Source organism: Alloalcanivorax venustensis, assembly GCF_047495515.1.
GTDB classification, from domain to species: Bacteria; Pseudomonadota; Gammaproteobacteria; order Pseudomonadales; family Alcanivoracaceae; genus Alloalcanivorax; species Alloalcanivorax venustensis.
This window is the reverse complement of record NZ_CP179934.1, coordinates 1,696,370-1,716,500: the sequence shown is the minus strand read 5'-3', so window position 1 is coordinate 1,716,500 and position 20,131 is coordinate 1,696,370. Positions and strand designations below refer to the sequence as shown.

16 protein-coding genes are annotated in these 20,131 nt (G+C 67.2%); 4 read left to right on the top strand and 12 right to left on the bottom strand.

Going from position 1 to position 20,131, the window contains the following annotated elements:
- Positions 1–78: 78 nt before the first annotated feature.
- The 4 genes from ACMG4O_RS08140 to ACMG4O_RS08125 are packed head-to-tail and all read right to left on the bottom strand — an operon-like array spanning position 79 to position 4,025.
- The gene (locus ACMG4O_RS08140; RefSeq protein WP_414434847.1) at positions 79–1,107 is read right to left on the bottom strand and encodes a tetratricopeptide repeat protein; all 1,029 of its coding nucleotides are present in this window, start codon (positions 1,105–1,107) and stop codon (positions 79–81) included.
- Positions 1,104–1,511 (bottom strand): cytochrome c-type biogenesis protein, encoded by a 408-nt coding sequence (locus tag ACMG4O_RS08135; RefSeq protein ID WP_370185396.1) that lies wholly within the window; start codon positions 1,509–1,511, stop codon positions 1,104–1,106. Before ACMG4O_RS08135 ends, ACMG4O_RS08140 begins: the two co-directional genes overlap by 4 nt.
- Complete coding sequence (locus ACMG4O_RS08130; RefSeq protein WP_370185395.1) at positions 1,508–2,059, bottom strand: DsbE family thiol:disulfide interchange protein; 552 nt, start codon at positions 2,057–2,059, stop codon at positions 1,508–1,510. Before ACMG4O_RS08130 ends, ACMG4O_RS08135 begins: the two co-directional genes overlap by 4 nt.
- Positions 2,052–4,025, bottom strand: a complete 1,974-nt coding sequence (locus ACMG4O_RS08125; protein WP_414434846.1) for a heme lyase CcmF/NrfE family subunit — start codon at positions 4,023–4,025, stop codon at positions 2,052–2,054. The genes ACMG4O_RS08130 and ACMG4O_RS08125 overlap by 8 nt, the downstream gene beginning before the upstream one ends.
- Positions 4,026–4,351: 326 nt before the next feature.
- Here ACMG4O_RS08125 and fabA point away from each other — a divergent pair, with 326 nt between their 5' ends.
- Complete coding sequence (gene fabA, locus ACMG4O_RS08120; protein WP_228548155.1) at positions 4,352–4,897, top strand: 3-hydroxyacyl-[acyl-carrier-protein] dehydratase FabA; 546 nt, start codon at positions 4,352–4,354, stop codon at positions 4,895–4,897.
- A 40-nt stretch (positions 4,898–4,937) separates the two neighbouring features.
- A complete protein-coding gene (fabB, locus tag ACMG4O_RS08115) occupies positions 4,938–6,152 on the top strand; it encodes a beta-ketoacyl-ACP synthase I (protein ID WP_335628738.1) in 1,215 nt (404 codons plus the stop codon).
- A 55-nt stretch (positions 6,153–6,207) separates the two neighbouring features.
- Here fabB and ACMG4O_RS08110 read toward each other — a convergent pair whose 3' ends face one another.
- The 7 genes from ACMG4O_RS08110 to cysM form a co-directional block, all read right to left on the bottom strand.
- Positions 6,208–7,287 carry a porin gene (locus ACMG4O_RS08110; RefSeq protein WP_414434845.1) on the bottom strand — a complete coding sequence of 360 codons (1,080 nt, stop codon included), beginning with the start codon at positions 7,285–7,287 and terminating at the stop codon, positions 6,208–6,210.
- A 166-nt stretch (positions 7,288–7,453) separates the two neighbouring features.
- Positions 7,454–8,494: a porin gene (locus ACMG4O_RS08105; RefSeq protein ID WP_414434844.1), complete on the bottom strand. Its 1,041-nt coding sequence runs from the start codon at positions 8,492–8,494 to the stop codon at positions 7,454–7,456.
- A gap of 241 nt (positions 8,495–8,735) precedes the next feature.
- Positions 8,736–9,536 carry a nucleoside triphosphate pyrophosphohydrolase gene (gene mazG / locus ACMG4O_RS08100; RefSeq protein WP_414434843.1) on the bottom strand — a complete coding sequence of 267 codons (801 nt, stop codon included), beginning with the start codon at positions 9,534–9,536 and terminating at the stop codon, positions 8,736–8,738.
- Between the two features lie 12 nt (positions 9,537–9,548).
- Complete coding sequence (gene relA / locus ACMG4O_RS08095; RefSeq protein WP_414434842.1) at positions 9,549–11,786, bottom strand: GTP diphosphokinase; 2,238 nt, start codon at positions 11,784–11,786, stop codon at positions 9,549–9,551.
- Positions 11,787–11,796: 10 nt separating this feature from the next.
- Positions 11,797–13,128, bottom strand: coding sequence for a 23S rRNA (uracil(1939)-C(5))-methyltransferase RlmD (gene rlmD / locus ACMG4O_RS08090; protein WP_194856639.1), 1,332 nt, complete (start codon positions 13,126–13,128; stop codon positions 11,797–11,799).
- Between the two features lie 173 nt (positions 13,129–13,301).
- A complete protein-coding gene (locus ACMG4O_RS08085) occupies positions 13,302–14,081 on the bottom strand; it encodes a 3'-5' exonuclease (RefSeq protein WP_414434841.1) in 780 nt (259 codons plus the stop codon).
- Positions 14,078–14,992: a cysteine synthase CysM gene (gene cysM / locus ACMG4O_RS08080; RefSeq protein ID WP_142950106.1), complete on the bottom strand. Its 915-nt coding sequence runs from the start codon at positions 14,990–14,992 to the stop codon at positions 14,078–14,080. Before cysM ends, ACMG4O_RS08085 begins: the two co-directional genes overlap by 4 nt.
- A 121-nt stretch (positions 14,993–15,113) precedes the next feature.
- On the opposite strand from cysM, the gene ACMG4O_RS08075 reads away from it, so the two are divergent.
- The gene (locus tag ACMG4O_RS08075) at positions 15,114–17,828 is read left to right on the top strand and encodes a response regulator (RefSeq protein ID WP_414434840.1); all 2,715 of its coding nucleotides are present in this window, start codon (positions 15,114–15,116) and stop codon (positions 17,826–17,828) included.
- A gap of 73 nt (positions 17,829–17,901) precedes the next feature.
- The gene (locus ACMG4O_RS08070) at positions 17,902–19,365 is read left to right on the top strand and encodes a protein adenylyltransferase SelO (RefSeq protein ID WP_414434839.1); all 1,464 of its coding nucleotides are present in this window, start codon (positions 17,902–17,904) and stop codon (positions 19,363–19,365) included.
- On the opposite strand, the gene pdxJ is transcribed toward ACMG4O_RS08070, so the two are convergent.
- On the bottom strand, positions 19,366–20,118 hold the full coding sequence (gene pdxJ, locus ACMG4O_RS08065) for a pyridoxine 5'-phosphate synthase (RefSeq protein ID WP_335628746.1): 753 nt from the start codon (positions 20,116–20,118) through the stop codon (positions 19,366–19,368).
- Positions 20,119–20,131 lie beyond the last annotated feature (13 nt).

Sequence of the window (20,131 nt, the reverse complement as noted above, 5' to 3'; positions counted from 1 at the left end):
GAAGGGGGGGAACTTTACCGTGCGGGTCCCCCGGGTACAAGGGCGACCTTGGTATCGCGGACGCCCGTGGCGGCGCGCCTAGCGGCGAATCCTGAGACTCGCCGCCGGGCGCCGGCTCAGATCAAGGGCGGTGGGCGCGGCGTTCAGGTTGGCCTGGTCCACGCTGGAGCCGGGCGCCGGCGTGTAGCGCGCGGCCACGCGCAGCTGGTCGAGCTCGGCGGGATAGGCCTGCAGCCAGTCGCCCGGGCGCAGGGTCACCTGGATCGGAAACGATTCCGCCAGCACCCGGCGCGCGGCCAGCGGCTGGCCGCCGCTCTCCCCGGCCCGGCGCAGGAACACGAACAGGGTGCCGCCCTCGGGCACGTCGTCGGCCTGCACGGTGACGGTGAGCCCTTGCAGCTGCTCGCTGCGCTCACGCTGCTGCTCCGCCTGGGCCAGGCCGCGGCGGATCAGATCGCCGGCTTCGCCATCGCCGTGACGGGCCAGCAGCGCGCGCCAGGACCGCGCCGCCAGATCAAAACGGCGGGCCTCGTTGGCGGCCATTGCCTGCAGCATCAGCGCGCCGTCGTGCCGGGGGTTGTCCGCCAGCACCCGGGCGATTTCCGCCTGGGCCTCGTCGGTGAGGCGGCCGTCCGCCTGGGCGATCAGCCCGCGCGCCAGCAGCAGGCGCGCGGCGTGGTCGTCCGGGTCCATCTCCAGCGCCCGGCGGGCGGCTTCCTGGGCCTGGGCCGGCGCGCCCAACTGGTCGTAGAGCAGACCCAGGGTGTACCAGCCGGTGAGGCTGGGCTCGCGCACCAGCCGCGACTGCAGCACCCGCGTGAGCGCGGCGGCGGAGATGTCCTGGTCCTGCTCACCGGGGGCTTCGCCGGCGATCACCCGCTCGGCCACCGGGTCGTAGCGGCGCTGGTCGGCCAGCCAGTCCAGGGTGTTGCGGTCCAGCCCGATGGTCAGATAACCGAGGCCGGCCACCGCCACCACCAACAAGGGGATCGCCAGGCCGGTGATCGACAGGGGCGCGCCGGCGGCGCGGCTTTCCCGGCGCCACAATAAAAAGCACACCAGCAGCGCCGCCAGCAACACCACTATCAGCACAATGAACGGACTCATTGATCGTCTTCCTCCGCTTCGCGGCTGGCGCGGCGCACCAGCAGTACGATACCCACGCCGCCCAGCAGCAACAGGGTCAGGGGCCCCACCCAGAGAATCGCGGTGCGGGGGTTGAACGGCGGCCGGTAGCTGACGAAATCCCCGTAGCGGTCGACGAAGAAGGTGACGATCTCTTCATCGCTGTGCCCTTCGCGGATCATCCGCGCCACCCGCTCGCGCATGTCCTGGGAAATCTCCGCGTCGGAATCGGCGATGCTCTGGTTCTGGCACTTGGGGCAGCGCAGCTCCTCGGTGAGCCGGTGGAAGCGGTCCTGCTGGGCGTCGCTGTCGAACTGGTAAATGTCGATGGCGGCCCAGGACGGCGCGGCCGTCAGCGCGAGCAACAGAATGGCAAGACGGATCACGGCGCCACCCCCGGGGCCTCACCGGCCTGCTGCAGCACCGGCGCGAACTTGTCGTCCCAGACGCGCTGGTTCATTTCGCCCACGTGGCGCAGCACGATCTCGCCGCGCGGGTTGATCAGAAAGGTTTCCGGCGCGCCGTAGACGCCCAGGTCGAGACCCAGCTGGCCGTCGGCGTCGACGATCACTTCGCGGAACGGGTTGCCGTATTCGGCCAGATAGTCGCGGGCCTTGGCGTCCTCGTCTTTATAGTCGAGGCCGACAATGGGAATGCCGCTGCGCGCCAGCTCCAGCAAATAGGGATGCTCGACGTAGCAGGTCGGGCACCAGGTGCCCCACACGTTCAACAATTGCCAGCGGCCGGTGAGCAGCTCCTCGGTGAGGGTGCGGTCGTTGAGCAGCGACGGCCGGGAAAATTCCGGCACCGGCTTGCCGGCCAGCGCCGAGGGCAGCTCTTCCGGGTTGCGGCCCAGGCCGCTGGCGAGCAGCACCGCCAGGGCGACGAACGCCACCAGCGGCAGGAAAACCCAGGGGTTGGTGCCTTTACTCATAAACCACCTCGCCGTCGGCGTCCGCTTTGCTGCGCGTCATCTTTTTCCGGTAACGGGCGTCGGTGAGCGCCAGCGCGCCGCCCAGGGCCATGATCAGCGCCCCCAGCCAGATCCAGCGGATCATCGGCTTGTGATAGATGCGTACCGCCCAGGCGTCGCCGCCCAGGGGCTCGCCCAGGGCCACGTAGAGATCGCGCATCAGGCCGGCGTCGATGGCCGCTTCGGTCATCACCTGGCCGCTGGCGCGGTAGGTGCGTTTTTCCGGGTTCATTTCCGCGATCGGTTCGCCGTCGCGGCTGACCAGAAAATGCCCCATGCGGGAATCGAAGTTGGGGCCGGCGTATTCGCTGAGGGTGTCGAACTCGAAGCGGTAAGCGCCCACCTCGGCCACATCGCCCGGCGCCATGCGCACGTCACGCTCCACCTCGTGGAAGCTGACCACGGTGACGCCGGCCACCAGCACCGCCATGCCGGAATGGGCCAGCACCATGCCGTAGTAGCCGCGGCCGAGTTTGCCCAGCCCGCCCAGGAAGCCCCGGTTGTAGGCCAGCGCGCGGCGCACCAGATCGTCGATGTGGGCGAACACCAGGAACAGGGCCAGGATCAGCGCCAGGGTGCCCACCCAGGGCGTGTCGCCGGGCAGGCGCGCGCCCAGGTAGCCGCCGATCAGCGCCGCCGGCGCCAGCATCAGCATGCGCCGCAGCAACGGCGAGCTGTCCTGGCGCTTCCAGTTGCTGAGCATGCCGGGCACCAGAATCGCCATCAGCACCAGGGTCAGCGGCACGAAGAAGCTGTTGAAGTAGGCGGCGCGGATCGACACCTTGATATCCAGCGCCTCGCCCAACAACGGATACAGGGTGCCCATCAATACCGCGAAGGTGGCGGTGAGCAGCAGCAGATTGTTGCCCAGCAGGAAGGCCTCCCGGGAGAGCGGCTTGAAGCCGCCCTTGCCCTTGAGGCGCCCGGCGCGCAGCGCGAACAGGGTGAGCGCGCCGCCGGCCACCACCACCAGGAAGCCGAGAATAAAGGCGCCCCGGCTGGGGTCGTTGGCGAAGGCGTGCACCGAGGTGAGCACGCCGGAGCGCACCAGGAAGGTGCCCAGCAGGCTCATGGAAAAGGTGACGATGGCCAGCAGCACGGTCCAGGCGCGGAACAGGTTGCGTTTTTCACTCACCGCCAGGGAGTGAATCAGCGCGGTGCCGGCCAGCCACGGCAGCAGGGAGGCGTTTTCCACCGGGTCCCAGAACCACCAGCCGCCCCAGCCCAGTTCGTAGTAGGCCCACCAGGAGCCCAGGGCGATGCCGACGGTGAGAAAGCTCCAGGCGACGGTGGTCCAGGGGCGTGCCCAGCGGGCCCAGGCCGGGTCCAGATTGCCGGCCAGCAGACCGGCCACGGCGAACGCGAACGCCACCGAGAAGCCCACGTAACCCATATAAAGCATGGGCGGGTGGATGATCAGGCCCGGGTCCTGCAGCAGCGGGTTGAGGTCGGCGCCGTCGATCGGGAACCAGGGCAGCGAGCGGTCGAACGGGTTGGAGGTGAACAGCATGAAGGCGTGGAAACCCACCGCGATCATGCCCATCACCGACAGCACCCGCACCACCATGGGCAGCGGCACCTTGCGGCTGAACAGGCCGACCAGGGCGGTCCAGCCGCCCAGCATCCAGCCCCACAGCAACAGGGAGCCCTCGTGGCCGCCCCAGATCGCCGACAGCCGGTAGCCCAGCGGCAATTGCGAGTTGCTGTGGTTGGCCACATAGGTGACCGTGAAATCATTGATATAGAAGCTGTAGCCCAGGCAGACCATCGCCACCGTGAGCGCCAGCCACTGCAGCCAGGCCAAAGGCCGGGCGTAGCGCTGCCAGGATTCCACCCGGCGATACACGCCGATCAGTGGGAATACCGCCAACACCAGGGCCGCCGCTATGGCCACCCACAGGGAGAGATGTCCGAGTTCCGCCGCCACCTTATTCCTCCGGCTGAGTGTGCGCGGGCATCATCGGCAGATGCGGCCCGCTTTGCAAGCCCACCGGCGCGCCGCCCCTGGCGCCCCGCGGGCATGGACATATTTTGAGACGCTTAGCGGTCGTGCCCGACGACGCCGCTCTGCTACTATGTGGCTATCATCAGGGTCGACACTGTGTTTAAAGCGTCGCCATTTTGCAGTCAAAAGGTCATCTTGCATCCATACACTATCACCGGCGGGTTGGAACGAATCGGGCTCGATCCGTTCCATACTGAGTGAAAACAATGGATGTTCGGCACCAGCCCGGCCTGTGTGGAGTAACCAGTTTGAGCACAAATAACGTGAACACCGCGAATCCGGATCAAAAATCCGCCTATTCCTACGACGACCTGCTGGCCTGTGCCCGCGGTCAGTTGTTCGGCCCCGGCAACGCTCGCCTGCCCCTGCCCGGCATGCTGATGCTCGACCGCATCAGCCACATCGCCGACCAGGGTGGCGAATACGGCAAGGGCGAAATCATCGCGGAGCTGGATATCCACCCGGACCTGTGGTTCTTCGACTGTCACTTCGAGACCGACCCGGTGATGCCGGGCTGTCTGGGCCTGGACGCCACCTGGCAGCTGCTGGGCTTCTTCCTCGGCTGGCTGGGCAACCCCGGCCGGGGCCGTGCCCTGGGCGTGGGCCAGGTGAAATTTTCCGGGCAGATTCTGCCCACCGCCAAGAAAGTCACCTATCGAATCAGCGTGAAACGAGTGATCGCCCGCAAACTCACTCTCGGCATCGCCGACGCCGTGGTTTCGGTGGACGGCGAGGACATTTATGAGGCCAAAGACCTGCGGGTCGGCCTGTTTACCTCGACGGAAGGGTTCTAGTGCCCGCTAATACGACAATATCACCTTGATGGAGCACCATATGCGTCGCGTCGTGATTACCGGCCTGGGAATCGTGTCCTGCCTCGGCAACGAGGCGGACCAGGTGTCCCGGGCGCTGCGGGACAGCCTCCCGGGCATCCGCTTCAAGGAAGCCTATAAGGAAATGGGCATGCGCAGCCAGATCGCAGGGACGCCGGATATCAACCTGGAAGACCATATCGACCGCAAGCCCCGGCGTTTCATGGGCGACGCGGCGGCCTACGCCTACGTGGCCATGCAGCAGGCGATCGCCGACGCCGGCCTGGACGAGGCCGACGTCAGCAACGAGCGCACCGGCCTGATCGCCGGGTCCGGCGGCCATTCGTCGTTCAACCAGGTGGAAGCCGCCGACATCGCCCGCACCCGCGGGGTCAAGCGCGTCGGCCCCTATATGGTGCCGCGCGTGATGGCGAGCACCGTGTCCGCCTGCCTGGCCACCCCGTTCAAGATCAAGGGCATCAACTATTCCATCGCCTCCGCCTGCGCCACCAGCGCGCACTGCATCGGCAATGCGGTGGAACAGATTCAGCTGAACAAGCAGGACGTGGTGTTCGCCGGCGGCGGCGAGGAAGAGCACTGGACCCTGAGCTGTCTGTTCGACGGCATGGGCGCCCTGTCCAGCAAGTACAACGACACCCCGGAAACCGCGTCCCGCGCTTATGACGCCAGCCGCGACGGCTTCGTGATCGCCGGCGGCGGCGGCATGGTGGTGCTTGAGGAACTGGAGCACGCCAAGGCGCGCGGCGCGCGTATCTACGCGGAAGTGGTGGGCTACGGCGCCACCAGCGACGGCCACGACATGGTCGCGCCCAACGGCGAAGGCGCGGCGCGCTGCATGCGCCAGGCGCTGGCCACGGTGGACGGCGACGTGGATTACATCAACGCCCACGGCACCAGCACCCCGGTGGGGGATCTGGCCGAGCTGAAGGCGATCCGCGAAGTGTTTGGCGACGGCAAGATTCCGGCGATCAGCTCCACCAAGAGCCTGTCCGGCCACAGCCTGGGCGCCGCCGGCGTTCAGGAGGCGATCTACTGCCTGCTGATGATGCGCGACGGTTTCACCGCCGGCTCCGCCAACATCACCGAGCTGGACGCGGACGCCGAGGGCCTGCCGATTCTCACCAAGAGCAACGACCAGCGCCCCGAGCTGGTGCTCAGCAACAGCTTCGGCTTCGGCGGCACCAACGCCTCGCTGGCGCTCAAGCGCTGGCAGTAACGCCGCATCCGGAAGCCGGTCGGGTTAGTAACGCCTAACCCGACCGTCCCGCCGTTCAGAACTTATGTTCCATCCCCACTGACAACAGGCTGCCGCTGTCGTCGGCGTCCACGCCACCCGGATAGGTGATGGTCGCGTCGGAGGAGGACACCAGGCCGTACACCTTGGTCTGGCGGCCCAGCTTGTAGTCCGCGCCGGCGGTGAGGATGTCGTCCTCGTAGCCGAAGTCGTCACCGCCAAAACGGCCCGCCTGGGCTTTCAGGGTCACCCGTGGCAGCAGGCGCCAGCCGGCGCTCAACAGGTAGGAGGTGGCGTCCAGGCGGTCGGCGCCGGCGGCGTCCGGGTCCAGGCGCAGCTGTTCCACCATGGCGCCCAGATCCAGCTCGCCCAGGGTCACGCCCAGGGTGCCGCGCAGCAGGTCGAGGTCGGCGTCCACCAGCGCCGGCGGCGGTGCCGGGTTGTCCACTTCCTGATAGCCGTGCTCGTAGGCGAGCGCCGCGAACAGCGTCTCACCGGACCAGGTGGCGGACAGGCCGAAGGTGTCGGCGAGCCCGTCTTTTTCTTCGTCACCGGAGGTGTCGCCCTCGCCCGGCGCCAGCTGCGCGCGCACCACCAGGCCGCTGAAATCCGGGCTTTCCCAGTTCAGGGTGTTGCTGTTGCGGCGCTGGCCGAAGAAGTAGCCGCTGATATCGGCGGCGGTGTTGTTGAACCGGTCGACGCGCCCTTCCGCCATTTTCACCGGGCTGTCGTAGCGGCCGGCGAACACGTCACCGATCACCGAGCCCAGGCCGACGAAGCTGTTACGGGTGGAGAACGTATCGCTGTCACCGTCCACGTCGTAGCCCACTTCCAGCTGATAGAGCACGCTCAGCTCGCCCACTTCCAGCGGTTCGCGGCCGCGCACGCCCAGGCGTGAGCTGTTGCTCTCCAGGAACCAGCCTTCTTCCAGCGGCGAGCGCGCGGCGCGCACGTCGTTGAGCTGGCCGGACAGGGAGCCGTCGGGGTAATCGGAAAGGCGGTCCAGGCTGACGTTCACCCGGCCGTAGAATTCCGGGGCCGCTTGCACGGTCAGTGGGGCGCCGATGGCCGCCGCCAGGGCCAGGGCCGGGGTGGCCAACCGGGTTAATCTGTTCATGTCCCTTCTCCCATTTTTGTTCGGGTTCTCGCGAAGGGTGCACTATATGACGCTTTTGTGACTCTGCCAAACCGGGACAAAAAAAAGCCCGCCGTAAAGGCGGGCAACTGTCACTTGCGTCGAGGAAATGTGGGCAGCGTCCGTTGCCGCCCCGATACGGTTTTTCTTAGAACTTGTGTTCCATGCCCACGCCCAGGGTGCGCTCTTCTTCTTCGTCACCGGTGGTGCCGTCTTCGTAGGTGAGTTCGTTGAAGTAAGCGTACACCTTGCTGTTCTTGGCCAGCTTGTAGTCCGCGCCGAAGGCGTACTGGGTGCCTTCGTTGTCGGTCTGGTCGCCGTCGACCATGCCGTACTGGGCTTTCAGCTTAACGCGATCGATCTTGAACGCGCCGCTGACCACGTAGCTGTTCTCTTCACCGTCGCCTTCGGATTCTTCGGCGATCTGGTAGAGGGCGCCCACTTCGAACACGTCCATGTTCAGGCCGGCGGCCAGGCGGGTGATGTCGAGTACGGAAACCGGCAGGCCGGTGCCGTCGACGATCAGGTCGTCCTGGATGTCGGTGTCGCGGGACACGGCGGCGTAGAAGGCGTCCTGCTCCATGGTCAGGGAGATGGAGGTGCTGTCCGCCAGGCCGTTCTCGTTCTCACCGTCGTTGTCGAAGTCGTCGCTGTCTTCGTTGGGGATGAAGGCCACGTTCAGGGTAACCAGATCCGCCAGTTTCGGGGTGCTGTACTGAATGATGTTGGAGACGCGGTTTTCACCGGCGGCGATGTTCTTGATATCGCCGTCCAGATCGTTGAACTGGTCAACGTCCATCTGCGCTTTCTTGGTGGGGGTGTCGAATTTACCCGCGATCAGGGTACCGAAACCGCCCTGGAAACCACCGTAGATGTTGCGCTGTGAGAAGGTCTGACCGCCTTTGTCACCATCGTCAACGCTGATTTCGAATTCTGCTTTGTAGACTGCTTTCAGATCCGCGACGTCCAGATCGAAGTCGCCTTTCACACCCAGGCGGGATGCGTTGCTCTGCAGCTCCCACTCGTCGTCGTTGTTCGGGGAGGCAGGCGCCGGATCGTAGTTCATGTTTTCCAGGGAAACATTCACTTTGCCGTATACTTTCGGGCCGTCGGCCAGGGCCACGCCCGACATCATCATCGGCGAAGCAAGGGCCGCCCCCACAGCGATCGCAAGCAAGTTCTTTTTCATCGGAGCATCTCCTATCAATCAGGCAATTTTGAGAAGCAGATAGATGCTCCGGTGACGCCGCTTGGTCCGCCGGAACATCTTGAGTGCTTGGGGGCGGAGTATGGGGAGCAGCGATGACGGAAAAGTTTCTGTAATGTGAACTTTTTATTTCACCCGGAACTTTCTCGGATTTTACCGAGCTAGAACCCCCGGCTGAGGCGGTGGCCGGTCGGGGTAGGAAGGTCGGGTTAGCGGCCCGGCACTAATCGGATTGGCGTTTGGCCTGGCGCCAGAGGGCGTCGAGACGGTCGTCGTCGAAATCGGAAAGCGGCGCGCCGGCCAGGTGCTCAACCCGGCGGAAACGGCCCTCGAACTTGTCCGAGGCGCGGCGCAGGGCCAGGTCCGGGTCCAGCTTCAGGTGCCGGGCCAGGTTGACCAGGGTGAACAGCACATCGCCGAATTCGTCCTCGATGGCGTCGCGGTCACCGGACGCCAGGGCCTGGTCCAGTTCCTCGAGCTCGCTGTCCACATGGGCGCGCACCGGCGCCGTGGCGCGCCAGTCGAAGCCCACCTTGGAGGCTTTCTTCTGCAGCTTGTGGGCGCGCTGCAGGGCCGGCAGACCTTCCGGCACACCGTCCAGGGCGCTGTCGTGCTCGCGGCCCTTGCGGGCGCGCTCCTCGGCCTTGATCGCCTCCCAGTTCACTTTCACCGCCTGTTCGTCCTCGGCGGTCTGATCACCGAACACGTGCGGATGGCGGCGCACCATCTTGTCGTTGAGCACCGCCACCACCTCGCTGAAATCAAACAGCCCCTGCTCGCGGGCGATCTGCGAATGGAACACCACCTGCAGCAGCAGGTCGCCGAGCTCTTCCTTGAGCTCCGGGTAGTCCCGCCGCGCCACCGCTTCCGCCACTTCGAAGGCTTCTTCCACGGTGTAGGGCACGATGCTCTCGAAGTCCTGCTTCAGGTCCCAGGGGCAGCCGCCGTCCGGGTCGCGCAGCCGGGCCATGATCGACAGCAGTTCGGCGATGGCGGCTTCGGCGGCGGATGGATTAGCGGACATGCAACGGCTCCATTATTTTTTGTAGCGGCGCACTTCGAGGACGCCCTTGAGCTGGTCCATCTTCGCCAGCACCTTGCCGAGGCCGCCCAGGGAGGCGATCTCCAGCGTCAACAGCATGGTGGCGGTGTTGTCCTCGGTGTGCGATTCGGTGTGCACAGCGGTGACGTTGACCTTCTCGTTGGCGAGCACCGCGATCACGTCGCGCAGCAGCCCCTGGCGGTCCCAGGCGCGCAGGAAGATGTCCACCGGGTAGAAGATGCGGTCCGCTTCCCCCCAGCTCACCTCGACCACCCGGTTGGGCTCTTCGCCCTGCATCGCCAGCAGGTTGTGGCAGTCGGCGCGGTGCACGGTGACGCCGCGCCCCTGGGTGATGAAGCCCATCACCTGGTCGCCGGGCACCGGCCGGCAGCAGGCCGCCATGTGGGTGAGCAGGTTGCCCACCCCCTGGATGGTCACGTCGCCGCTCTCCGACGCCTTGGAGCGCGCCGGCACGAACGCCAGCTCCTGCTGCGGGTCGTCGCCGAGCAGCGACTGGGCCTGGTTGACCACATGGCCGGGGCGCAGGTCGCCGGCGCCCAGGGCGGCGAGCACGTCGTCGCCGGTCTTCAGATTGAGCTGCGGCGCCAAGGCGTCCAGGTCGATGCGGTCCAGGGCCAGGCGCGAAATCTCGCGCTCCAGGATGGCGCGGCCCTGGGCGATGTGCACGTCCCGGTCCTGTCGTTTGAACCACTGCTGGATGCGCGCCCGCGCCGAGGAGGTGGCCACATAGCCCAGCGACGGCGTCATCCAGTCGCGGCTGGGACCGCCCTCCTTGGCGGTGAGAATTTCCACCTGCTCGCCGGTGTTGAGGTTGTAGTTGAGCGGCACGATGTGACCGTTCACCTTGGCGCCCCGGCAGCGGTGCCCCACCTCGGTGTGGATGTGATAGGCGAAATCCACCGGCGTGGCGCCGGCTTCCAGGTCCACCACATGGCCGTCCGGGGTGAACACATAGACCCGGTCGCTGACCAGGCCGTGCTTGAGCTCGTCGATCATGGTGTCGGCGTTGTCGCCCAGCTCGTCGTGCCACTCCAGCACCTGGCGCAGCCAGGCGATGCGCTGCTCGTAGGAGCGGCTCTTGCGGCCGGCCTTGCTGCCTTCCTTGTAGCGCCAGTGGGCGCACACGCCGAGCTCCGCTTCTTCGTGCATGTCGAAGGTGCGGATCTGCACCTCCAGCATTTTGCGCTCCGGGCCCACCACGGCGGTGTGCAGGCTCTGGTAACCGTTGTCCTTGGGGCTGGCGATGTAGTCGTCGAACTCCTTGGGCACGTGCTTCCACAGCGAGTGGACGATGCCCAGGGCGGCGTAGCAGTCGCGCACTTCGCGCACCAGCACGCGCACCGCGCGCACGTCGTAGACCTCGCCGAAATCCAGATGCTTTTTCTGCATCTTCCGCCAGATGCTGTAGATGTGCTTGGCGCGGCCGTACACCTGGGTGCCCTTGATGCCGTTGCGGTCCAGATGGCCGCGCAGGCTGTCGATCACCTCGTCGATGTAGCTTTCCCGGTCGAGGCGCTTTTCATCCAGCAGCTTGGCGATCTTCTTGTAAGCGCCGGGCTGCAGGTAGCGGAACGACAGGTCCTCCAGCTCCCATTTCAACTGGCCCACGCCCAGGCGGTGGGCCAGCGGCGCGTAGATGTCGAAGATCTCGCGGGCCACTTTCTGCTGGCGCTCCGGGTCGGATTCCTTCACCGCGCGGATGATCACGGTCCGCTCGGCCAGCTTGACCAGGGCCACGCGCACGTCGTCGACCATCGCCAGCAGCATCTTGCGGACGTTGTCGAGCTGGCCGTCCTGCTGCCCGAGCACCGCCTTGCGGGTGGGATTGAGGCTGGTGCCGATGGCGGCCATGCGCAGCACGCCCTCGATCAGGCGCGCCACCGGCTCGCCGAAATCCGTGTTGACCTCGGCCAGGGGCAGCTGCCCTTCACGCACCGCCCGGTACAGCACCGCTGCGGGCAGCGCTTCCGCGTCGGCCCCCAGATCGGCGAGCACATCGGCCATCTCCAGGCCGATGGTCAGGCAGCCCTTACCGTAGGGCCACAGACGGCCGGCGGCTTCGCCGGCGCGCTCGCAGCGCTCGGCTACCTGGCAGGCGCGTTCCAGAGTCACCGGGTCGCGGACCGGCACCCGGGCGTTGAGTTGTTCGAGCCATGCGTGCCAGTCCCGAGCGTCCAATTCATCGGGCTGTTGCCGGCGTACGGTTACCATGGGCTATCCTTTAACGACGATCGAACAGGGCAATCGATTCCACATGCGCGGTGTGCGGGAACATGTCCATCACCCCGGCGCCACTAAGACGGTAACCCCGGGCCACCAGTTCCCCGGCATCGCGGGCCAGGGTGGCCGGGTTGCAGGAAACGTACACCAGCTTCTCCGCACCAAATTGGGGCATCATGCGCACCATTTCCAGGGCACCGCTGCGCGGCGGGTCCAGCAGCACCCGCTCGTAGCGCTGGCGGGCCCAGGGCTGGCCCTTGGGCTCGCTGTCCAGATCCCAGGCGTGGAAGGCCACATTTTCCAGGCCGTTGCGGCGGGCGTTCTCGTAGCCGCGCCGCACCATGGCGTCGCTGGCCTCCACGCCCACCACCCCGGCGGCGCGGCGCGCGGCGGGGATGGTGAAGTTGCCCAGGCCGCAGAACAGGTCCAGCACCTGGTGGTGCGCCTCCACCTCCAGCAAATCCAATGCCAAGGGCACCATGCGGCGGTTGATCTCGGCGTTGACCTGGGTGAAGTCCGACGGGTGAAAGGCCATTTCCACGTCCGCCTGCGGATGGCGGTAGTAGAGCCTCTCCTCGCCCTCCTCCGGCCATACCCGGTGCACCGTGCTCTCGTTGCCCGGCTGCAAATAGCACTGCAGGCCATTCTCGCGGCAGAACGCCACCAGCGCGTCCTGGTCGGCCGGGGACAGCGGGTCCAGGTGGCGGAACACCAGCGCCACGGCGTCGTCGCCCCGGGCCACCTCGATCTGCGGCAAACGCCGCCGGCAGTCCAGCCCGTTGATCAGCGCGCGCAGGTCGCGGAAGCGGTGCCCCACCTCGGGAATCAGCACCTCGCACTGCGCCAGATCGGCGATCAGGCTGTTACGTTTCTCGCGGAAGCCGACCAGGGTGTCGCCCTTGGCGTCCACGTACTTCACGCCCAGCCGCGCCTTGCCCCGGTAGCCGGTGACCGGCCCGGTAAGCGGCTCCAGCCAGCGATCCGGACGCAGGCCGCCGAAATGCTCGAGCTGTTCGGCGAGCACCGCCTGTTTGCGCTGAATCTGCACCGCCGGGTCCAGGTGCTGCAGGCTGCAGCCGCCGCAGATCAGGCTGTGCGCGCAGGGCGGCGTGACCCGGTCCGGGGACGGGTCGAGGATTTCCACCGCGCGGCCCTCGTCGAACTTGCGGCGCATGAAGGTGTACTGAAAGAACACCTGCTCGCCGGGCAGGGCGTTGTCGATAAAGGTGGTCTTGCCGTCCAGGCGGGCGATGCCCCGACCGTCGTGGCTGAGACTCTCGATGGTGGCGGCCACCGGCGTTTCCGGCAGCTGCTTCTTGCGACGTCGAGCCATAAATCAAATTCAGTTAAGAGTTAATAGTGAACAGTTAACAGCGGCGCGGGCGAGGCGGGTGGCGTCCGAACGGTTCGAGGCCGCGCCCAACCTTTTGGCGCGGCCGGTGACGGTTCTGTTTCGACCAGCCTCTCCCGCGCCGCTATTAACTGTTAACTGTTAACTGTTAACTGTTAATTGCCCGCGGCTTCCCAGGCTTCCAGGAAGCTCAGGAAGTGCGGATGCCCTTCGGCTTTCAGGTAGTCCCGGAGCAGGTCCAGCTCGGCCTGGTAGCCGGTGGCGTCGAGCTCGCCGCGCAGCATCTGGAAACGCAGGAACACCAGCCAGGTGTTGAGCACGTCGGTTTCGCAGTAGTCGCGGATCGCCTTGAGGTCGCCGGCCTGGAAGGTGTCGAACACCTTGGCGCCGCTCATGCCCATCTTGCCGGGGAAGCCCAGCAGGGTGGCGATCTGGTCCAGCGGCGCGTTGGCGCGGCCGTTGAACATGGCGAGCTGCTCCATCAGGTCCAGGTGGCGCTGGTGGAAGCGGCTCAGGTAATTGTTGAACCGGAAGCTGGTGTCTTCGTTGCCGGTTTCCCAGAAGCGGCGCGCCACCACGCCGTGCTTGAGGGCGCGGTAGTTGAGCACCGGCAGGTCGAAGCCGCCGCCGTTCCAGCTGACGATCTGCGGGGTGAAGCGGTCGATGCCGTCGTAGAAGCGCTCGATCAGCTCTTTTTCGGTGCTGTCCTCGTCACCCAGGGACCAGACTTTCACACCCTGGGCGGAGCGCAGCACCACGGAGATCGCCACCACCCGGTGCAGGTGCAGGCGCAGAAACTCGGAGCCGTTTTCCTGGCGGCGCAGATTGAACAGCGCGCTGGCGGTGTCCTTGTCGCTGAGCCCGTCCAGGTCGTAAATGCGGCTGCCGCCTTCCAGGTCGGGCACCGTCTCGATATCAAACACCAGCACGTTCATTGGCCGGCCTCCGCGTTGCCCGCCTCATTGAAGACGCCGGTGGACAGATAGCGGTCGCCCCGGTCGCAGACGATGGCCACGATCACGGCGTTCTCCAGTTCCTCGGACAGCTGCAGGGCGGCCGCCACGGAACCGCCGGAGGAGACCCCGCAGAAGATGCCTTCCTCGCGGGCCAGCCGGCGCATGGTGCGCTCCGCCAGGTCCTGGCCCATGTCGATCACGCGGTCGACGCGGGCGGCGTCGAAGATGCTCGGCAGGTAGGCCTCGGGCCAGCGGCGGATGCCGGGAATCGAGGCGCCGTCGGTGGGTTGCAGGCCGACGATCTGGATCTCCGGGTTCTTCTCCTTGAAGAACTGGCTGCAGCCCATGATGGTGCCGGTGGTGCCCATGGAGCTGACGAAGTGGGTGATCGCGCCGCCGGTCTCTTCCCAGATTTCCGGGCCGGTGCTTTCGTAATGGGCCAACGGATTGTCCGGGTTGGCGAACTGATCCAGCACCCGGCCCTCGCCGCGCGCCTGCATCGCCTGGGCCAGGTCGCGGGCGCCTTCCATGCCCTCTTCCTTGGTCACCGAGATCAGTTCGGCGCCGTAGGCGGCCATGGCGTCGCGGCGCTCCTGGCTCTGGTTGGCCGGCATGATCAGCTTCATCTTGTAGCCGCGCATGGCCGCCGCCATCGCCAGAGCGATGCCGGTATTGCCGCTGGTGGCCTCGATCAGGGTATCGCCGGGCTTGATCTCGCCGCGCTGTTCCGCCTTGATGATCATATTCAGCGCCGGCCGGTCCTTGACCGACCCGGCCGGGTTATTGCCTTCCAGCTTCACCAGAATGGTGTTGGTCGTGTTCCCCGGCAGGCGCTGCAGGCGCACCAGTGGCGTGTGGCCCACCGTGGATTCAATGGTCTTGTAGGTCATGGGGCGCATTGTAGCTTAACTCCGGGGCCGTGACAGGGCGGGATGCGCCGCTCGCCAACTGCGGCATAATGGCGGCACTGAAACCGCCACCATAATCAGAACAGAGATTTTCAGGGGAACCATGGCCCATTCGAGCCTGCGCACGCGCATTCTGGTGATGACCGCCCTGCCCGCCTTCCTGGCGGCGCTGGTGATCGGCGGCTACACGCTGGTCCACCGGATGGTGGAAGTGCGCGCCGACACCGCCCACCGCCAGCAACTGATCATCGAGAGCTACGCCGCCCGTCTGGCGGCGCTGGGCGAGGCCGAGCAGCCGGCCTACGAGCCGCTGCTGCGCGCCCTGCTGGAGGAGCCGGACGTGCGCGCCGCCTCGCTGCTGGACAACCAGTCCGGCTGGCAGTCCCACGCCGGGCCCCGGCTGCGCCCGGTGCAGGAGGCGGAGCGTCTGGAGGGCGGCGGCCGCCGGCTGGTCACCGATTCCAGCTGGCAGCTGGTGCGCGCCCTGCCCGGCCAGCGCAACCGGCTGCTGACGGTGGAGTTTTCCCGGCAGGGGCAGTACATCGAGATCCTGGAAGCGGTGCTGACGATGATCGCCGTGGTGGTGGTGCTGGTGCTGCTGGCGGTGATGCCGGCGGTGCGCTTCGCCAAGCGGCTGACGCAGCCGGTGGATTCGCTGTTGGACACGGTGCGGCGGGTGCGCGACGGCGACCTGAGCCCGCCGCCGCCGGCGGGCGCCCAGGGCGAGCTCAAGGAGCTGGAAGACGCCCTCGGCAACATGGTGGCGGCCCTGGACGAGGCCCAGGCCGAGCTACAGCAGAACGTGGACCAGGCCACCCAGGACCTGCGCGAGACCCTGGAAACCATCGAGATTCAGAACATCGAGCTGGATATGGCGCGCAAGGAAGCGCTCAAGGCCAGCCAGATCAAATCGGAATTCCTGGCCAACATGAGCCATGAAATCCGCACGCCGCTGAACGGCATCATCGGCTTCACCCGCCTGCTGGAACGCTCCACCCTGTCGCCCCGCCAGCAGGATTATCTGGGCACCATCCGCAAGAGCGCCGAATCGCTGTTGTCGATCATCAACGATATTCTCGACTTCTCCAAGATCGAGGCGGGCAAGCTGTCACTGGAACATATTCCGCTGGATCTGCACGACATCATCGAGGACGTGCAGACCATGCTGGCGCCGATGGCCCAGGAGAAGGGCCTGGAGCAGGCGGCGATCATCTACTCCGACGTGCCCACCGGCCTGCTCGGCGATCCGCTGCGTATTCGCCAGGTACTCACCAATCTGGTCAGCAACGCGATCAAGTTCACCGAGCGCGGGTCGATCGTGGTGCGCGCCATGCTCGAGGAAGAGCGCGGCGCCGAGGCGGTGGTCAAGATCACCATCACCGACACCGGCAACGGCCTGTCGCCGGACCTGCAGAAGAACCTGTTCAACGCCTTCACCCAGGTGGACCAGAGCGCCCGCCGCCGCGAGGGCGGCACCGGCCTGGGCCTGGCGATCTGCAAGCGGCTGGTGGAAGGCATGGGCGGCGAGATCGGCATCGACAGCACCTCCGGACGCGGCTCCACCTTCTGGTTCACGGTGCGCGCGGAGCGCGACGGCAGCGGCGAGCCGGAGCCCGCCCCGGTGGCCCTGAAGGGCCTCAGCGTGACGCTGGTGGAGGCCAACGAACACGCCCGCCTGGCGCTGTACCACATGCTCAGCGGCTGGCGGATGCAGGTGACCGAGCTGCAGGCCCTGGAGCAGCTGCACGACCACCTGGAGACCGACACCCTGGAGAGCACCGATTATTTCCTGCTGGCAGCGCCGGCGTCGCTGCCGGACCCGTCACGGCTGACGCCGCTGGTGGAGCGTTTGCTGGACACCACCGGCAAGCCGGTGATCGTGCTCACCGCCCACGCCGACGCCCTGTCCGGCCAGCTCAGCGGCCACGCCGAACAGTGCCGGGTGCTGGGCAAACCGCCCACCCGCCGGCGGCTGCGCGACGGCCTGCTCGAACTGGGCGGCCTGGCGGAGCCGGCGTGCACCGGCGCGGCCTGCGGCGGCGCCGCGCTGGACGCCCGGGTGCTGGTGGTGGACGATCACCCCGGCAACCTGAAACTGGCGCGGGTGTTCCTGGAGGAGATGGGCGTTGACGTGGTGCCCTGCGCCGGCGGTGAGGAAGCGCTTACCGCGTTTTCCCGGGGCACCTTCGATCTGGTGTTCATGGACGTGCAGATGCCGGGCATGGACGGCCTGGAAACCACCCGGCAGATGCGCGAGCGCGAAGGCGAAGGGCTGCGCACGCCGATCATTGCGCTCACCGCCCACGCCCTGGAGAGCGAGCGGCGTTCGCTGTTGGCGGCGGGCATGGACGACTACCTGAGCAAGCCGATCACCGAGGGGCAGCTGCGCCACACCCTGGAGCGCTGGACCCGCACCGACGGCGCGGAGGCCGAACCGGTCGCGGAAGAGGCGCCGGCGGCGCCGGAGCCGGCCGCCACCGACCTGGTGGTGGACGAGGCGCTCGGCAAGCAGCGCGCCGGCGGCCGCGAGGACCTGGCCCGGGACATGTTCAGCATGCTGCTGGCCAGCCTGGAGCAGGACGCGCCCGGCATTAACGCCCTGTCCGAGAGCAACAACCGGGACGCCCTGCTGGAGCGCGTGCACAAGCTGCACGGCGCCTGCCGCTACTGCGGCACGCCACGGCTGGAGCGGGCCGCCCGGGAGCTGGAAGAGGGCCTCAAGACCGAGGTCGACGACGGCCGCCTGGAGCACTTGGTGGCCGCCCTGCTGGCGGAGATCGAAAGCGTGCGCCAGTACGGCCAGGCGGCGCGGCTTTAGGCCTCGCCGTCACGGCCCGGGTGGTGGAGTCTGTTACCCTTGGGTAGCAGTCATTCTTTCATGGAGCACCCGCATGTCCGCCAACCCGTTCGGCTTCCGGTTCGACAACAGCTACGCCCGCCTGCCCGAGACCCTGTTTGCGTTCTGTGACCCGCAGCCGGTGCGGGCGCCGGAGCTGCTGCTGTTCAACGGCGAGCTCGCGGCGCAGCTGGGGCTCGACGCCGAAGCCCTGAACAGCGACACCGGCGCCGCCCTGCTGGGCGGCAACCGGCCGCTGCCCGGCGGCGAGCCGCTGGCCCAGGCCTACGCCGGCCACCAGTTCGGCAACCCGACCATGCTCGGCGACGGCCGCGCGGTGCTGCTCGGCGAGCAGCTCACCCCGGACGACCAGCGCCGCGACATCCAGCTCAAGGGCTCCGGGCGCACGCCGTTTTCCCGCGGCGGCGACGGCCGCGCCGCTCTCGGCCCGATGCTGCGCGAGTACATCATCAGCGAGGCGATGCACGCCCTGGGCGTGGCCACCACCCGGGCGCTGGCGGTGGTCGGCACCGGCGAGCAGGTGCTGCGCGACACCGCCCAGCCCGGCGCCATCCTCACCCGGGTGGCGGCCTCGCACCTGCGCGTGGGCACCTTTCAGTACGCCGCCGGCCGCCAGGACACGACGCTGCTGGAAACGCTGGTGGACTACACCCTCAAGCGCCACTACCCGGACCGGTCGGGCGCCGAGGTGCCGGCGCTGGCGCTGCTGGAAGGGGTGATGGACCGGCAGATCGCATTGATCACCGAATGGATGCGGGTGGGCTTTATCCACGGCGTGATGAACACCGACAACGTGGCCCTGTCCGGCGAGACCATCGACTACGGCCCCTGCGCCTTCATGGACCGCTACCATCCGGAGACCGTGTTCAGCTCCATCGATCAACGCGGCCGCTACGCCTACGGCAACCAGCCGGTGATCACCCAGTGGAACCTGGCGCGCTTCGCGGAAACCCTGATTCCGCTGATCGACGACGACGCCGACCGCGCCGTGGAAACCGCCGAGGCGCTGATCAAAAGCCACACCGAGCGCTACGCGCAGCGCTGGCTGGTGATGATGCGCGGCAAACTGGGGCTGTTCGGCGAGGAGGACGGCGACGCCGCCCTGGCCGCCGACCTGCTCGACTGGATGGCCCGCCACGACGCCGACCACACCAACACCTTCCGCGATCTGATCGGCGGCGCCACGCCGCCGGGCGAGCCGTTCCAGAACGACGAGTTCGGCGACTGGCACCGGCGCTGGCAGGCGCGGCTGGGCCGCAACGGCAAGGCCGAGGAGGACGCCTGGGCGCTGATGGGCCGCCATAACCCGGCGGTGATTCCGCGCAACCACCAGGTGGAGGCGGCGCTGTCGGCGGCGGTGCGTGACGGTGACCTGGCGCCGGTGAAGGCGCTGCTGGCGGCGCTGGACGACCCCTACCGGGACCGGGGGCCGGACGACCCCTACCGGCAGCCGCCGGCGCCCGACGAGCAGGTGCTACGCACCTTCTGCGGCACCTGACTAAAGGGCGCTGCCGGCGGCACCGTCAATCAGCACACGCATGGCGCGCACCGCTTCGTCCAGGCCGGTCATCACCGCCCGGGCGATGATGCCGTGGCCGATGTTCAGTTCGTTGATGCCCGGGATCGCCGCGATCTCGCGGGTGTTGTGGTAGTGCAGGCCGTGGCCGGCGTTGACGATCAGCCCGGCCTCGCGGCCCAGCGCCACCGCGTCGCGGATACGGGTCAGCTCGCGGGCCGCCGCCTCCTTGTCGCGGGCTTCCGGCGCGGTGAGGTCGGCGTAGTGGCCGGTATGGATCTCGATGGCCGGTGCCCGGCAGCGCACCGCCGCTTCGATCTGCGCCGGGTCCGCGTCGATAAACAGGGACACTTCGATGCCGGCGTCCGCCAGCCGCGCGCAGCAATCACGGATCCAGTCTTCGTTGGCGACCACGTCCAGGCCGCCTTCGGTGGTCAGTTCCTCGCGCTTTTCCGGCACCAGACAGCTGTGCGCCGGGCCGATGCGGCGGGCAATGCCGACCATTTCCTCGGTGGCGGCCATTTCCAGGTTCATGCGCGTCTGCAGGGTGTGCGCCAGCAGCTCCACGTCACGGTCCTGAATGTGCCGGCGGTCTTCGCGCAGGTGCACGGTGATGCCGTCGGCGCCGGCCTGCTCGGCGATCAGCGCGGCCTGCACCGGGTCCGGGTAGCGGGTGCCGCGGGCCTGGCGCAGGGTGGCCACGTGATCGATGTTGATGCCGAGAAGAACGGACATGGGGGGTGCTCCA

Excerpts from the sequence above, each read along its gene's own strand:
- ACMG4O_RS08140 (WP_414434847.1), bottom strand. The coding sequence starts at position 1,107 with ATGAGTCCGTTCATTGTGCTGATAGTGGTGTTGCTGGCGGCGCTGCTG.
- ACMG4O_RS08130 (WP_370185395.1), bottom strand. The coding sequence starts at position 2,059 with ATGAGTAAAGGCACCAACCCCTGGGTTTTCCTGCCGCTGGTGGCGTTC.
- fabB (WP_335628738.1), top strand. The coding sequence starts at position 4,938 with ATGCGTCGCGTCGTGATTACCGGCCTGGGAATCGTGTCCTGCCTCGGC.
- ACMG4O_RS08110 (WP_414434845.1), bottom strand. The coding sequence starts at position 7,287 with ATGAACAGATTAACCCGGTTGGCCACCCCGGCCCTGGCCCTGGCGGCG.
- ACMG4O_RS08105 (WP_414434844.1), bottom strand. The coding sequence starts at position 8,494 with ATGAAAAAGAACTTGCTTGCGATCGCTGTGGGGGCGGCCCTTGCTTCG.
- mazG (WP_414434843.1), bottom strand. The coding sequence starts at position 9,536 with ATGTCCGCTAATCCATCCGCCGCCGAAGCCGCCATCGCCGAACTGCTG.
- relA (WP_414434842.1), bottom strand. The coding sequence starts at position 11,786 with ATGGTAACCGTACGCCGGCAACAGCCCGATGAATTGGACGCTCGGGAC.
- rlmD (WP_194856639.1), bottom strand. The coding sequence starts at position 13,128 with ATGGCTCGACGTCGCAAGAAGCAGCTGCCGGAAACGCCGGTGGCCGCC.
- ACMG4O_RS08085 (WP_414434841.1), bottom strand. The coding sequence starts at position 14,081 with ATGAACGTGCTGGTGTTTGATATCGAGACGGTGCCCGACCTGGAAGGC.
- cysM (WP_142950106.1), bottom strand. The coding sequence starts at position 14,992 with ATGACCTACAAGACCATTGAATCCACGGTGGGCCACACGCCACTGGTG.
- ACMG4O_RS08075 (WP_414434840.1), top strand. The coding sequence starts at position 15,114 with ATGGCCCATTCGAGCCTGCGCACGCGCATTCTGGTGATGACCGCCCTG.
- ACMG4O_RS08070 (WP_414434839.1), top strand. The coding sequence starts at position 17,902 with ATGTCCGCCAACCCGTTCGGCTTCCGGTTCGACAACAGCTACGCCCGC.
- pdxJ (WP_335628746.1), bottom strand. The coding sequence starts at position 20,118 with ATGTCCGTTCTTCTCGGCATCAACATCGATCACGTGGCCACCCTGCGC.